This is a genomic window from Cupriavidus sp. L7L (genome assembly GCF_004353535.1).
Classification (GTDB): Bacteria; Pseudomonadota; Gammaproteobacteria; order Burkholderiales; family Burkholderiaceae; genus Cupriavidus; species Cupriavidus oxalaticus_A.
The window spans coordinates 1-13678 of sequence record NZ_SMNY01000016.1 but is presented as its reverse complement, the minus strand read 5'-3'; the positions used below and the strand labels follow the sequence as shown (position 1 = coordinate 13678).

At 61.7% G+C, this 13678-nt stretch carries 14 protein-coding genes; 10 read left to right on the top strand and 4 right to left on the bottom strand.

Annotated features, from left to right (window positions below):
• Nucleotide 1 precedes the first annotated feature (1 nt).
• The 9 genes from pilP to E1J61_RS16280 all read left to right on the top strand — a co-directional run bounded on the left by pilP (nt 2) and on the right by E1J61_RS16280 (nt 8109).
• Entirely contained in the window at nt 2-649 is a 648-nt protein-coding gene (gene pilP, locus E1J61_RS16320; protein WP_243736896.1) for a type IV pilus biogenesis protein PilP, read from the top strand.
• A 3-nt stretch (nt 650-652) separates the two neighbouring features.
• Nucleotides 653-1897 (top strand): type 4b pilus protein PilO2, encoded by a 1245-nt coding sequence (gene pilO2, locus E1J61_RS16315; protein WP_133095092.1) that lies wholly within the window; start codon nt 653-655, stop codon nt 1895-1897.
• Nucleotides 1894-3696 carry a GspE/PulE family protein gene (locus E1J61_RS16310; RefSeq protein ID WP_133095091.1) on the top strand — a complete coding sequence of 601 codons (1803 nt, stop codon included), beginning with the start codon at nt 1894-1896 and terminating at the stop codon, nt 3694-3696. Before pilO2 ends, E1J61_RS16310 begins: the two co-directional genes overlap by 4 nt.
• Before the next feature lie 17 nt (nt 3697-3713).
• On the top strand, nt 3714-4733 hold the full coding sequence (locus tag E1J61_RS16305) for a type II secretion system F family protein (protein ID WP_243736895.1): 1020 nt from the start codon (nt 3714-3716) through the stop codon (nt 4731-4733).
• A gap of 34 nt (nt 4734-4767) precedes the next feature.
• Nucleotides 4768-5268, top strand: a complete 501-nt coding sequence (locus tag E1J61_RS16300) for a prepilin type IV pili (RefSeq protein WP_133095089.1) — start codon at nt 4768-4770, stop codon at nt 5266-5268.
• Between the two features lie 91 nt (nt 5269-5359).
• Nucleotides 5360-5860 (top strand): prepilin type IV pili, encoded by a 501-nt coding sequence (locus E1J61_RS16295; RefSeq protein WP_133095088.1) that lies wholly within the window; start codon nt 5360-5362, stop codon nt 5858-5860.
• A 36-nt stretch (nt 5861-5896) separates the two neighbouring features.
• Nucleotides 5897-6376 carry a hypothetical protein gene (locus E1J61_RS16290; protein ID WP_133095087.1) on the top strand — a complete coding sequence of 160 codons (480 nt, stop codon included), beginning with the start codon at nt 5897-5899 and terminating at the stop codon, nt 6374-6376.
• Between the two features lie 7 nt (nt 6377-6383).
• A complete protein-coding gene (gene pilV / locus E1J61_RS16285) occupies nt 6384-7631 on the top strand; it encodes a shufflon system plasmid conjugative transfer pilus tip adhesin PilV (RefSeq protein WP_133095086.1) in 1248 nt (415 codons plus the stop codon).
• A gap of 139 nt (nt 7632-7770) precedes the next feature.
• Nucleotides 7771-8109, top strand: a complete 339-nt coding sequence (locus tag E1J61_RS16280; RefSeq protein WP_133095085.1) for a hypothetical protein — start codon at nt 7771-7773, stop codon at nt 8107-8109.
• 102 nt (nt 8110-8211) lie between these two features.
• On the opposite strand, the gene E1J61_RS16275 is transcribed toward E1J61_RS16280, so the two are convergent.
• The 4 genes from E1J61_RS16275 to E1J61_RS16255 all read right to left on the bottom strand — a co-directional run bounded on the left by E1J61_RS16275 (nt 8212) and on the right by E1J61_RS16255 (nt 13195).
• Nucleotides 8212-9210 (bottom strand): CAP domain-containing protein, encoded by a 999-nt coding sequence (locus E1J61_RS16275; RefSeq protein ID WP_133095084.1) that lies wholly within the window; start codon nt 9208-9210, stop codon nt 8212-8214.
• 602 nt (nt 9211-9812) lie between these two features.
• On the bottom strand, nt 9813-10850 hold the full coding sequence (locus E1J61_RS16265) for a CAP domain-containing protein (RefSeq protein ID WP_243736894.1): 1038 nt from the start codon (nt 10848-10850) through the stop codon (nt 9813-9815).
• A 4-nt stretch (nt 10851-10854) separates the two neighbouring features.
• The gene (locus E1J61_RS16260; RefSeq protein ID WP_133095082.1) at nt 10855-12027 is read right to left on the bottom strand and encodes a FlhC family transcriptional regulator; all 1173 of its coding nucleotides are present in this window, start codon (nt 12025-12027) and stop codon (nt 10855-10857) included.
• A gap of 1 nt (nt 12028) precedes the next feature.
• Nucleotides 12029-13195 (bottom strand): hypothetical protein, encoded by a 1167-nt coding sequence (locus tag E1J61_RS16255; protein ID WP_133095081.1) that lies wholly within the window; start codon nt 13193-13195, stop codon nt 12029-12031.
• A gap of 382 nt (nt 13196-13577) precedes the next feature.
• Here E1J61_RS16255 and E1J61_RS16250 point away from each other — a divergent pair.
• The coding region (locus E1J61_RS16250; protein ID WP_133095080.1) for a transposase DNA-binding-containing protein at nt 13578-13678 on the top strand (101 nt) is incomplete at its 3' end.

Here is a 13678-nt window from a genome sequence, read left to right as displayed (position 1 = left end):
CATGCAGAATCGCGCATTCAATCTTCGTTGGACCCCGGCCGCGCTGGCCATCGCCGCTACCGTCGGCTTCTCGGTGATCGTTCCTGCCAATGCGGCGTCGACGATGTCGAACCCTGTTGCAGCGGCGATTGCATCGGCGGGCGGCGGCTCAGTGACGTCGCAACCGGGCACCGGCCAGGCGGTGCAGGCGGTGGCTGCCACATCGGCCAGCACGCCCCCGGTGGAGATGGCACAGCCGACGCGCCCCACCGACGCACCGGAACTTGCTGCGTTGCAGTCCCAACTGGCCTTGTGGAAGGCACGCGCCGAGATCGCCAAGTTCAAGGCGGAAGTGAAGCGCGCCGAGGATTCCCTAGTCGCCGCTCCTCCCGGGGCGGCGCCAGGAGCCGGCGTGCCGTCTGTTTCGCTGGGCGGCCCAATGCCGACGGGCGGCGTCGGAGAGCGAGCACCGCGGCTCGCGCCGGAAGCGCCCCGGCTGGTGTCGTTGCGCGCGTTCGATGGTCACTTCAACGCGGTTGTGGATGTCAGCGGCCGCACAGTGCCGGTCCAGGCGGGCGACACGCTGGACGGCGGCTGGAAGGTTGTGAGCATTGACGACGGCGGGGTCAAGCTCGCCAACGGCAAGCGCGTGCGCACGCTGAGGCCGTGAGCGATGGCTGAGATCCTGTCATTCCCGGGACTAAAGGGTGGCTTTGCCATCGGGCTGACCTGGCAACACGAGGAAGCCCAGCCGAGCAAGGGCATCCTGCGCGCGCGGGCGGCGGAGCTTGGCCGCAACGTGCGCTGGGGCGTCGTGCATGAAAGCGCGGAAGGTGCCCTCCAGACGGGGTTCTGCGAAGCAATCGCCGGTGTGAAGCCGGCCGGGCTGAAGCCGCTCGCCGCGATTGTGGCCGGCCAGCACCGCCAGCCGTGGAGAGGACTCTTCCATCTGCAGGGCAGCCTCTACTGGTATATCGCTGTCCGTCAGGGCCACGCCGTCATTGCCGGCGGCGATCGGGTGGGCACCCTTGAGGAGCTTGCACCGGTCCGCGAGCGGCATCGTGCCCTGGGGGACTGGACGGAAGTCGAAGGGACAGTACGGGATCTCGCGAACATGGCGCGTGCGTCAAAGGGCGTGGCGCCCATGCGAGACGTCCTGACCGGCCCTTGGAAGTCGACTTCCTACACGGTTGCCGCAGTGGCCGGCGTGGCGGCCCTGCTCGCAGGTGGCTGGTACTGGTACGACCAGCAGCAGGAAGCAGAGCGCGAGGCGCAATTGATGCGCCAGCGCGCGGTTGCTGCCGCGCAGCGTGCCAATGAGGCGGCTCGGCAGCGGGCGGTACCTTGGGTTGAGGAAGCTACGCCGACAGCTTTCCTGCAGGCGTGCCGCCGCGCGTGGGATCGCCAGGCTCTCGCGGATGCGGGCTGGACGCTTGCCAGCTGGCGCTGCAAGCCGGCCACGTCGACCGCCCTGACGATCGAAACGACCTGGAAGCGGGAGGGCGGCTTGGCCGCCAACGCTCCAGGTGCGCTTTCCGCGGACGGCAATCAGGCGTCGGCGACCGCGAACGCGCCTGCGGTATTCCTGCCTTCGTCGGGCGCGGTCAATCGGCCTGCCGAGGCGCAGCGTTCCATGTGGACGTATGCACAGGGTACCGGTGTGGGCTTGCAGCTCACCTCGCCGCCTCCGCTGCTTCCGGCCGACGGCAACACGCCGGTTGATCCGTGGCTCGCGATGACCGCGGACATCGGTTTCGGTGCACCGCCCTGGTTGGGCTTGGGGGAGGGGTTGGACGCCGTAGCGGGTCTGCGACTGACGGAAGTCAGCTACGAAGCGGCCGCCCAGGCATGGAAAGGAACCGGAAAGTTGTACGCAATGCGAGATGGCGCAGTGTCACCCGCCGGGAGTCAACAATGATTGCGACGATCAATCGTCTGTGGCGCAGTCCACGCAGTGAGTCGGCACGAGGCACCGCATTCGCGACGCGGGCCGAGCCGTCGGTAAAGTCGGATGCGCTGGCGTTACCGAAGCCTCCCGAGGTGCTTGAGCCCCATATCCTCTATCCCCGCAACCTGCCCGCCACCTTCGACCGTGTTGCCTGCAACCTCGACCATCTGACGGCCGACCAGGCGGCAGCGCTTCGTCAACGCGTCGCGGAAAGCGGCCTGCACGTGGAGGATGTCGCCAAGGAGCTGGGCCTGACCGATGACAACGTGCAGCAAGTGCTGGCGGTGCACGGCTGCGACATTTACGTCGATGCGCGGCATTTCGGCACGCCGCGTCTTCTGACCTGGGAAGCCAGACTGCGCCGCGCTGGCGCCGCGCCCCAACTGCGCAAGGTGTCTGCGCAGGAGCTTGCCGTGCTGCGTCAGCAGCGCGGCGCCGGCCAGCAGCAGGACACCGACCTGCAGACACTGACCCTCGCGCGCCGGTTGATCGCGGACTGCGCGGTGCTGGTCGCCTCCGACATTCACATCCTGGTTCGTGAGCACCACACCGAGATTCAGGTACGTATCAAGGGTGATCTGCGCACGGTGTCGGCCCTGTCGATGCGGCGCGAGGAGGGGGAACGCCTGATCCGCGCCATGTACACCGGCCTCGCCACGGTGAAGGCGGCCACCTACAACCCGCTGGACGTGCAGGACGCCCAGATCGCCGGCGACGCGCTGCCGGGTACAGGGCTGTCCAGTGTGCGGATCGTCAGGGGACCGGCCTACCCGGTGGAGAGCGGCGGCGGCTTCCTCGTTGCGCGGCTGCAATACCGGGAGCACCACGAAGGCGCACTGAAGGCGGATGCTTTCGATGCAGCCAAACGGCTCGACCTACGCACGCCGAAGGCGCCGGGCGGTGAATTCAAGCTGGGCCAGATGGGCTACACGCCGTTGCAGGTGGAACTCATCTCGCAGCTGCTGCGCCGACCCATGGGCGTGATCGTCGTGACAGGCCCGACCGGTAGCGGCAAGACCACGACTCTCTTTGAGTGCACGCGGCATCAGGCACGCCTGTTCCCCGAGAAGCGGCTCGTCACGATCGAGAATCCGACCGAGTACCCGATGGATTGGGCGATCCAGCTCACCACGGAAAGCGAGCGATTCCCGGAGATGCTGCGCATGACGCTGCGGATGGACCCGGATGCGGTGCTGCTGGGCGAAATCCGGGGCGTCGAAGAAGCGATCGCGACGCTGCAGGCCGCGGCAACCGGGCACCAGGTGCTCACGACGCTCCACGTGACCGACCCGTTCGAGACGTTCTCCCGACTGGTGATGTTGGACCACGTTCGTCTGGCGATGGAGGTGATCGCCAATCACACGCAGATCATTGGCCTGATTGCGCAGCGGATCGTGCCACTGCTCTGCCCGAAATGCTCGGTCACCCTCGACAAGGCGCCGGAGCCGCTGCCGGACTACATGCTCAAGGCGATGCGATCGTGGGGGGATCTGTCCGAGGCGCGCGTTCGCGGGGCCGGATGCGGTCACTGCCACGGCGAAGGAATCATTGGTCAACAGGCGGTTGCCGAGGTGGTTGTGACCAGCGAGAAGCTGATGCAGGACTGCATCAACGACGGGGTATCGGATGCGCGGCGCAATCATCGGGCCCGGGAGGGTTCGGACAAGCCCATGATCGCGCACGCCATGGATCTCGTGCTGGCCGGCCGTCTGAGCCCAGTCGACGCCGAGCGAAGTGTTGACGCGATTCCGATGCGGGAGGACGTATGAGCGGATTGTCTTGGGCCATGCGCCGACGCCTGTATCAGCAGGCGTCGAGCCAACTGGAAAACGGGCTGACCCTCGCGCAAGTCATTGAGGACTTCCGGGAGCGGCAGGACAGGCGAGGGCGCAAGCGCGCCGCCGAGGCTGCGCATGAGGTCGGGCGCCAGGTGCGCGATGGTAAGACGCTCATGGCGGCGATGGGGGCGAGCCTCAGCGATCTGGAACGCAGCGTGCTGGACGCCGGGGAGAAGGCCGGGCAGTTGCCGGACGCCATGCGGCTGGTGCTGGACGTGCGCGAGCTGACCACGCGCCTGCGCCAGAAGCTGCAAGCCAGCTTCTTTGCGCCCACGGTGTATCTGGTCTGCCTGTATGCAGTCCTGCTGGTGATCGGCGGCTACATCGTGCCGCAGTTCCTCGACATCCTGCCGATCGAGAAATGGACCGATTGGGCCTACGCCATGTACTGGATGGGCCAGTTGGCCGTGGGATGGCCGGCACCGGTGATCTTCGGGAGTCTCGGCGTTTATGCCATCTGGAGTTGGTGGGCGCTGCCGCGGTGGAGCGGGGCTGGGCGGCGATTCTGCGACCAGCACGTGTTCCCGTTCACGGCGTATCGCGAAATCACCGGTTTCACCTGGGCGATGTCGTTCGTGGCGCTTTTGCGGGCCAAGGTCCCGGACATCGCCGCGCTGGAGGCACAGATCGGATCCGCGTCGCCATGGCTGGCCTCGCGTCTGAGGCCGATTCGCCTCGGATTGGCCGACGGCCTGGACCTGGCGGAAGCCATGCGGCAGTCGGGGAACGGCTTCCCGTCGCTGGACCTCATCGACGAGATCGGCGCGTATGCGGGCTTTGACGACTTCACCGAAAAGATCACGGTTGCCGTGCGGCAGAACGCCCAGCTGATCGAACGCCAGTTGCTCGCCAAGGGGATGGCGATGTCGGCGGTCTTCACCGGCCTGATGTTCCTTGCTTTTGTTGTGCTTCAGCTAGGCTCGAACTCACTCTCATCGATCCTCACGTCCTCGATGGGCCAGTTCTAACAACCACCGTATTCATACACATTAGGAGCTTCACATGGATGGCATTCTCGGGCGCATCGTCGCTATCGTCTTGGGCCTTCTCGCACTGGCTGGGATTGCCTATGCGGGCTACAACGGCTTTCAGAGCCATAAGGCCAGCGTAGTGGCCACCAATATTTCGCAGCTGATCACGAACGCACGCGCTGGCTTCTCCCAGGGCAACAACGGCTATACAAACTTCACGACGGCAAACGTCGCATCGATGATCACGAGCGGTATGTTTCCCTCCGACATGGTGCGCGGCACCACGCTGATTGACTCCTGGGGCAACGCGGTCACACTCGCGTCGGCCAATAGCGGATCGCAGGGTGTGATCACCTTCGGCGGCGGTAACGCCCAGACGGCGAAGCAGTGCGTCAGCACGGCTCTTGGTCTCAAGGACTATGTGACGCTGGCTGTCGGCTCGACGACGTTCAACCAGGCCAACCTGCCCGACCAGGCCACCGCGGGTGCGGCCTGCAGCGCCACGGCGACCTTCACCCTCACCTTCCAGTAAGCAAGCATCGGAAACCACGCTTCACCATCGGTACCGCGTCCACGATGGTGAGGCGTCGCAAATCAGGGCGTGCATTATCTGGGGGATTGACATGGATGGGATTCTTGGGCGGATTGTCGCCATCGTGCTGGGCCTGCTGGCGCTCGCTGGTATTGCCTATGCCGGCTACAACGGTTTCCAGAACCATAAAGCGAGCGTTGTCGCCACCAACCTCTCGCAGCTAATCACGAACGCGCGTGCGGGCTTCTCTCAGGGAAGCAACGGTTACACGAACTTCACCACCGCAAACATTCCGGCAATGATCACCGGAGGGATGTTCCCCTCCGACATGGTGCGGGGCACCACGCTCCTGGACCCGTGGGGCAACGCGGTCACGTTGTCTGCGGCAAGCGCTGGGTCGCAAGGCGTTGTCCGATTCGGCGGAGGCAATGCGCAAACTGCGAAGCAGTGTGTGAGTGCAGCCATGGGCCTCAAGGACTACGTCTCGCTGGCCGTCGGCACCACCACGTTCACGCAAGCGAACCTCCCGGATCAGGCGACTGCCGGCGCCGCGTGCAGTGCGACTGCCACCTTCACGCTCACGTTCCAGTGATCTCCGGCGCTGTCGCCACATTCTGAGGAGAAGGCTATGGGCTATCTCTTCTTGCCGATCGCGACGGTCCTGTTCAGCCTTGGCATCGTGGCGCAAAGCTGGCAGTTGTCACAAGCAGCGCCGGGGGCGGGCGTTGCCGGCCGCATGGAAGTCGTCGCAACGGTGACTGCGCAGCAGGCGCAGGCCTATGGGGCGGCGTGCATCTCGACCGCCGACGCAACGCCCGGCCTGGTTAGCGCGAGCCTGGTCCCATTGCTGCCGTCCGGGATGGTGGCGCCGACTGGCGCGGGCTGCATGGCCGTAGCCAACCCGGGTGGCGGGCGCGACGTGTATGGCTACGTCCGGGGTTCCTCCGGCGCTGGCGCAGCGCTGCTTGGGAGCACGCAAGGTAGTCTCGCGTGGTTTCGGGTCCGTAGCCAGGGTACGGCCATCAACCTCTCCACCGGCAACGCTTACAGCGTGCCTTCGACCATTCCCGCTGGGGCGCTGGTGCATTGGGTCCAGCTGAACACCTGAAGATCGCATGGAAGCCATACTCGGATATCTCATCGCACTGATGCTCTCGACTCTGAGCTTTGCCGGCTTTGTGACGTGGGCAAAGGCGGGTGTCACTAATGTGCAGACCGCTGCTGCGGCGAGCCAGATGCTTGTTTTTGACAAGGCGGCCCTGCAGTTCGTGCAGGATGAAGCTGCGACACTGGTCGCGCAGGCAACTCCGAGCGTGCCGGTCAACGTTACCCCGGCCATGTTGATTAACGGCGGCTACCTGCCGGCGCGGTTCTCGTCGACCAACGTGTTCGGTCAGACCTGGCTGCTTCAGGTCTTGCAGCCGACGCCGAACAATTTGCAGGCGCTCGTCACCTCGCAGGGCGGGCGAGCCATCACGGACACACGCCAGCTCGTGCAGATCGCTGCGCAAGCTGGCGCGCAGGGTGGCTTCGTCCCCTACGCTGGGCAAAACGGCGATCCGACGATGGTGGCTACCTGGGCCTATGGCGCTTATGGGGCATGGCAGGTGCCGCTTGCCAACTATTCGAACCCCGGCAGCGGCCGGCTCGCTTCGTTGCTGGCCTTTACCGGGGCGCAGGCCAACAACGGCTATCTATATCGGGTACAGGTTCCTGGCCATCCAGAACTGAATCGGATGCAGACCTCGATTGATATGGCAGGGAACGACGTCAACAACGCCGGTCGCGTCACGGCCACAACCGCTTTTACCAGCGGTGGCGATACCTACCTGACGAGCACTGGTGCGCCCGGCACTGCGTGCGGTGTGGATACCTCGACCCGAAGAAGCACTACAGGAACAGGGCATGTGATCTGCTCAGGTGGCATCTGGCAGTCGGTTGGAACGGCGGTGGCGAATATCTACGAAGGCTTGTGGTGCGGCATCAATAACCAGATCGCAACGAGTGCGATAAACCAGGGCTATATCTGCAAGGGCAACCGGTATATCGCACTCACCAATGCACTTGGAAACATGACCATCACTCGGAAGTACGAGAACGTGACCGATGGCATGACATTTGGAAAGGACAACTGCCCTGGCGGCACCGCATGGGCCCTCTACACGCCAAAGCAGGAAATGGTCAACATCACGGGCAATGTGATGCCGCCGATCCAGGGCACGTTCTTCTCAATAAACGACTGGGGCACTGTTTGGTACGCGCAAGCGAGCGCCATTTCTCCCGCGGCTTGGTATGGCGGCAATGATACGGGGGCGCTTGGCGGACAACTTGTTGGCACGGTCACGACAGGCTGTACGTTCTAGGGGAGTATCAAGAGAGATGAAATACTCGATTGTCGCGTGCGCACTTGCGACCTGCGTCACAGCAGCCAATGCGCAGTTGTACTCGTTTCCGGCGCCGCCGATGACGGTCGCAGATTGCCAGGGGGGACGGATTTGGAGAATGAAGAACGGCCTGCCAACCTGTGGCTTTGCTGATCCGCCGCCACCGCCGCCGCCTCCGGCGTGCATGTGGGACCCGTTTAGGTACTACATCGCAGTCGGCGATATGGGTCAATGTACAGCGGATGGGGGCTGTGAAGGCAAGGGCTATTCAATTGTTTGGAATGGCAGCACTGTCGCTTCCAAAATGTGGACAGGCTATATTGACCGGACGGACTTTTATAGCATGGTGAATGCCGCCATCAACGCGACTGCGTATCGCTATGGTGCCAGCAAGCAAAGCTACCTTAGCAACGGAAATAACTTTGGGTTGGAAATAACTGAGGTCTGTCTCAGATAGTGCAAAGGCAATATAGCCTGCCTTGTCTGCTGCTTTGTAGCCGTAGCAAAAGAAAAACCCCGCCTCGGCGGCGGGATTTTTTTGTTGCGCTGAGAGTGGGGCTCAGTACGCCGTGAAGCTCCACGACTTGCTGATCACCGAGCCGTTACGCGCACCGCTGAAGGTGGCGGTATAGGTGCCGGCTACCAGCTTCTGCGTCGGCAGCATGAACGCTACGCCAGCATAGACATTCACGTCTTCGATAGCGCTGCCCATAGAACCCGGCTTCGCCTTTGAAGGGACCAGCACACGCACCGGGATCGAAGCACCGCCAGGGCCGGTTAGCGTGAAGCTCGAAACGGTCAGCACGTCATTGGCATCCGGAGCCGGCACGCGGAACATTATCGGGTGTCCTGCCAAGGTCAGGTCCGGCGCCGGATTGGGCGATTCGCTTGCCGGTGTGAATCCACCATAGACGTTCTCATTGTCCACCGGGCTGTAGGCAAAGGCATTGCTGCTCATCTGCTGCCCGCCCCATTGCGGCAGACCGTAGCCGCTTCCATTGGCGCCAGTCACGACACCAAAGTTGATCACGCAGTAGCCATCGCGCACGGCGTAGCCAGCGGTTTCTTGATTACCAGTGATGGCCTGCAGGTGATACACCGAATTCTGGAAGTCACCGAGGCAATCCATCGAGCCACTCGCAACCTGGCCGATCCACTGATTCTTGTTGCCGCCAGCCGCCACTACCTGATCATAGGGGTTGGCGCCGGTGAATCCGGTGTTTCCTACGACTTCCAGGTGGCCGGTGGTGCTATTGGCCTTCATATATGCCAAGTGGTTACCTGCCGCAGTATCGAGCTTGTCATCCTGCTTGAGTGCGCCGACGCCCATCTTGACCCGGAAATCGTTGAGGGCATTGAAGGCCGCAAGACGCAGATCCGCGCTGGGATAGGTCGGAGTGGGTGCGCTGGTGGCGGGCGGTACCGACTTCGGCTCTTGCGGGGCCGTTGGCGTGGTTGGGTTCTTGGAACCACCGTCATCGCCGCCACCACCACATGCGGCAAGAGCGAGCGTCACGGCAGTGGCCAGCACCGAGAGAGCGAGTTTGGAGTTTTGCATTTTTTTTCTTCCTCTGACTTTGACCGGCCGGGGATCGACCGATACTTTTAACTTACCCATCGGTGTGCAAAGTCAAGTGCCCGCGATCCCCGGCCGGACGTGAGACTACACGAAGGCGACCAACACCTAGACGACGAATAGGAGCCGAGTTTGACCCCCGGAAAGTGGGGTGTCATAACTATCGACTTGATTTTCAGAATGACCTTTGTCCAGGCCCTTTACCGCGAGCGGTAGAGCGATGTTCCGCAACTATTGCAGATGTGCCATTGGTGTACGGCGATGAAGGGCTGCTCGCGCCAGAGGCGAATGCTTCGAGATCCGCAGCGATAGCACGACCTGCCGCGATCAGTAACACAAGCCGGATACTTCCGCGCATACTCGCTCACCGTTGGCAGGTCTTTCCGAGTCAGCACGAATGCGAGCAAGCCAATGTACGAGAAGACCATGCAAGCGATCGCCCATGGCCAGGCCCAGCGACCCTCCTGCCTCGCCCACTTGAACGAGAGGTATGTGGGCAAAGCAAAAGCTATCGCAATCGTGATCCATTCCATCTCAATCTCCTGTTATGACGCTACACAGCCCCTTCTGCTAGGAAGAGCGGGTTATCGCAAGACCGTGGTGGTGGGCGCTGCGGTCCTGAAGGTCCATGAAATGCTCACAGGCTTGCCTGCCCGAGTGCCGGAAAATGAAGCCGTGTATGTCTCGCGGTCAGCCAAGGGCGAGAGGGGAAGAAGGAAGGCCGCGTTGTTGCGTAGGTACTCGTCGGCAACACCATCAGAACCATCCGCCTTCGCGGCTGGGGACACCAAGACGCGAGCAGGAACCTCGGCGCCATTGCTGGCTACAAGCTTGAAGGCTGTTACGGACAGTACCTCGGCGAGCGCGCCGTTCGCATAGACCATCAAAGGCCGGCCTGGCGTAGGCAGGTCTGGCGCGGGATTTGGCGACTCGCCGGCGAAGTTGAATCCGCGCTGCACACCGATGTCGCCGTCCGCCGGGACAGTCACGAAAGTTTCAGCATCAAACTGCTGTCCGCCCCCATAGGGCACGCCGTTGGGAGTAGGGCTTGGCTGCGTGGCAGTGCTCGTACCGAAATCCACGACGCAATGGTTCAAGCCCAATGGACCTGTTTCACTGAACCCAATTCCGATCGACTCCTGGTTGGTCACGAGGGATTGCAGGTGGTAGACAGTGTGATACCACTGGTCGACGCAGCCGATGCCAATCTCGCTGTCGTTCTGCCCTCTGGCCGCGCCCACGACTTCTGCGATCCACTGGGTCTCGCCGACTCCGGCCTTCTGTGCGCGCAGCAGAGGCGTGGCCTCGTAGAAATGCTCAGAGCCTGCCGTTTGATCGTGCTGGGCCACACTGTGCGCGCTGAGATAGACGGCGTGTGCCTGTGCAGCAGCGTCGAGCGCAATGTCCTGAGCCAGCAGCCCGACGCCAAACTTCTGACGCAAGGTGTTTACGCCGTCGAAGAGCGCGAGATGTCCAGTCCCCTGGGTGTAAGTTGGGTCGGACACCTTCATCCGGGGCAAAACGGCTGCGGGCGCCTCGGCCGACTGGGCGGGCGGTGGCGCGCTGCCGGTTGCCCAAACCGGGCCCGCGCAGCACGCTGCAATGAAGACGAAGTTCCACATCGGCTCAGTTCCGGCGCCCGCCACGCGAGGGTGTCAACGTCCCGTTGCAGCAAGGGCAGAGGAACGACTGAGAGAGCTCGATCTTGGCGGAGGAATTCGATGCGAGATATGGAGTCCCGCACTTCCGGCAGGACCAAACCGCAAGTTCTTCAGTCATCGACATCGATCGGGCCAGATGCAGCGATCGCTCGGCCGGTATTTTGCAATCATCAGCAAAGAAGGCGCGATGGATGTCAAGCGTTGCGACGAAGCTCTCCGGTGTTGAAATGTCCCCGGCCATCGCGGAACGAAACAGCCAAATCTGGAAGGTCGCCTGGACGCGACGCTGCGGGGAGTCGAGATACCACATTAGCGACGCAGGAGGTTGGCCCGATGGAGAGGACTTTCCGTGTATCCGTTGGTAGGTCTTCCTCGCATGCTCAATGCTGGTATTGAACAGTGAACAAACGCTCATGGCGCGACAGCTAAAGGACAGAAACGCTTCGAACAGAGCGTCGCGCTCGAACGTCTCCAGGCGGAACTTGCCCCATACGCCAGAGTGGGGCAACCGGTCCGAGCGAAGCGGCGAGGTCTCCATCAGGTAGTGGGCTATCATTTCACGCGAGAGGCGGCCTGTGTGGATCTCCAGCCAGAACATCTCATCGGCAAAGCGCCAATGGAAAAGCGGTATCAGGCGTTCCGTCATGGCCACGTCGAGTTCGTGCTGTGGAACAGAACGCAGGTACGCCGCCAGTTCGTTGGAGATGCCGATCAGCGGTGCGGCCAACACCGACATGTTCAGGAGGTCGTATACGGCGTTGATGTACGAACGGTTCGTATGCTCGAGTGCCAATCTGTCCACCACGGATAGATTGTGAGGCACCATTGTTTTGAGACGATCCATCGTGACCGTCGGCATCCTGCCCTCAATGAAGGAGCGCCAGTCTTCCACGGTCGTGAGCGTGGGTGCATAGGCAAAAAATGGCGTCCCCAATACCTTCGAAGACTGGCCGATATCTTCACGAAGGGAGCGAAGATTGCCGCTGGAGACCCTGAAAACATCCTCCAGCGTCGGATGCACCGAGACTGTGTTCAGGACGTAGTTGCTGATCCGGAGATTCGCGGTAAGCACACGATCTCGCACCCAGGCTGGCAGAACGAACTGCTCAAAGATGGAGCGGATAGGTGTGGATTGCATGTCAGGCTCCGGTGATGGCGATCAGTTCGTTGTGGAATGCCTCCGCACTGCGGCGCAAGGAAAGCAGCGCGGCGCCATGTTCCTTCACCTTGATTGCTTTGACAGAGCTTCGAAGCTTGGCGAGCGCATCATCAAGATCGGCTTTCAGGCCGTCGATGCGGAGTGCCAGACTTCTTGAGTCAGACTCCTTTGCCTGGTGTTGCTCAAGTTGGGCGGTGACCTCCGCGAGTCGCCGCTCAGCTTCCTTGACTTTCGATTGGGTGGCATCCAGCTTGCTGCTTTCGCTGATGACGGCGTCGGCGAGGGTCTTGTATTCAGGCGGAACGACCTCGACTTTCACCTCCTTCACCACTTCTCGAATCTTTGAGTCGGCCAAGGCCTTCTGCAGGGTCTGTCGTTCTTCCGTCAGTCGTGTAATGGAGTGCTGCAGGCTTTCCACGGCGTGCGTCTGAGACGATAGTGCCCCGGCCGTGCGATCCAACTGCTCTTTCTGCGTCGCATTCAGTGCGTCTGCAGAGTTCATTTGCTCACGCATGTGGCGCATCTGGGATTCGAGATCACGCTGGCGCTCCAAGCTCTCATTCAGTTGCTCTTCTGCGGCTTCCAGCGTGGCCATGACGTGATTGAGCTCCTGGTGCGTGCGTCGAGACCACTCGATATAGGGCTTGATCTCCTTGCGGGAATAGGATTCGTCGTTCTTGCGGGCATCGATGAATCGCTGCACTTCCTCGTTGGTGATGTCCGAACGTTTGAGAATCGTCAACTCGCCGAGATTCAGGAACGTCAGAGCGTCGTGGTTCTCCGAGAAATGGTGAAAAGCTTGGAGATACTTGATGGCGGAGGCGCGTGAGATGCGCATGCCCTTGACGGCGAGCGCGTACAGACTGTCATCGGCTTCCTGGCGAGCGCGCGGCGTGTCGCCCAATCGCTTTTGCACGCACGTCAGGATGGCGTGGTAGATCTGGAAAAGCCGAGACCCGATGGCGGTGTGTTCGGCCAGGATGCGTTTGCGGGAGAGTTCGATCTCCTGCGCTGCCTGCACGATGCGTCCGATGGCGCCGGCGTCGATAAAGTGCCCCAGTTGCTGGGTCACCAGTTCTCGCAAAGCGTTTGGCGATTTGGGATCGACAAGATTGAATTCGCGACTTTCTTCTTCTTTCTTTTTCATTGTTGCCCTACGAAGTGGTGTTGCGGCCCCGGTGATCGCGGCAGCCACTTCAACTTACACGGTAGGTGCAGATGTCACGGAAACGAACTGGTGCAGCGATCTTCGGTACGAAGCATATGCCGATGTCGAGCGTCATAAGGACTCAAAATCTCGGGGAAAACAGCCAGCTTTTGAAAGTCCAGCTCGAATCAGTTGTGCTTCGCTGTGTTTTTTATCGACTTGCACCGTCCGAATTTAAGGTGCCACCCCCTTTAGTGCATCTCCTTATACAGAAGTAGTACCGTCTCCACCGTGGGGCATGGAGCCTGAGGCCGTGGAAATTTCGAGGTAAGGGGTTGTTAACTTCGCCTGACTCGCGTTTACTGTCGAGTTTTTAGCAGCGATGGGCAACGAGTCGGGGGCATGGGTGGACGAGGAATTTGAGAGCCTGGATCTAGGTGATCCGCGGCGGGATCGGCGCGCCAAGGAGTTGCTCAAGCGGTT

Coding starts and splice junctions, on each gene's coding strand:
- E1J61_RS16295 (WP_133095088.1), top strand. CDS start 5,360: ATGGATGGGATTCTTGGGCGGATTGTCGCCATCGTGCTGGGCCTGCTG.
- E1J61_RS16260 (WP_133095082.1), bottom strand. CDS start 12,027: ATGCAATCCACACCTATCCGCTCCATCTTTGAGCAGTTCGTTCTGCCA.
- E1J61_RS16300 (WP_133095089.1), top strand. CDS start 4,768: ATGGATGGCATTCTCGGGCGCATCGTCGCTATCGTCTTGGGCCTTCTC.
- E1J61_RS16255 (WP_133095081.1), bottom strand. CDS start 13,195: ATGAAAAAGAAAGAAGAAGAAAGTCGCGAATTCAATCTTGTCGATCCC.
- E1J61_RS16275 (WP_133095084.1), bottom strand. CDS start 9,210: ATGCAAAACTCCAAACTCGCTCTCTCGGTGCTGGCCACTGCCGTGACG.
- pilP (WP_243736896.1), top strand. CDS start 2: ATGCAGAATCGCGCATTCAATCTTCGTTGGACCCCGGCCGCGCTGGCC.
- pilO2 (WP_133095092.1), top strand. CDS start 653: ATGGCTGAGATCCTGTCATTCCCGGGACTAAAGGGTGGCTTTGCCATC.
- E1J61_RS16310 (WP_133095091.1), top strand. CDS start 1,894: ATGATTGCGACGATCAATCGTCTGTGGCGCAGTCCACGCAGTGAGTCG.
- pilV (WP_133095086.1), top strand. CDS start 6,384: ATGGAAGCCATACTCGGATATCTCATCGCACTGATGCTCTCGACTCTG.
- E1J61_RS16305 (WP_243736895.1), top strand. CDS start 3,714: ATGCGCCGACGCCTGTATCAGCAGGCGTCGAGCCAACTGGAAAACGGG.
- E1J61_RS16265 (WP_243736894.1), bottom strand. CDS start 10,850: ATGTGGAACTTCGTCTTCATTGCAGCGTGCTGCGCGGGCCCGGTTTGG.
- E1J61_RS16280 (WP_133095085.1), top strand. CDS start 7,771: ATGAAGAACGGCCTGCCAACCTGTGGCTTTGCTGATCCGCCGCCACCG.
- E1J61_RS16290 (WP_133095087.1), top strand. CDS start 5,897: ATGGGCTATCTCTTCTTGCCGATCGCGACGGTCCTGTTCAGCCTTGGC.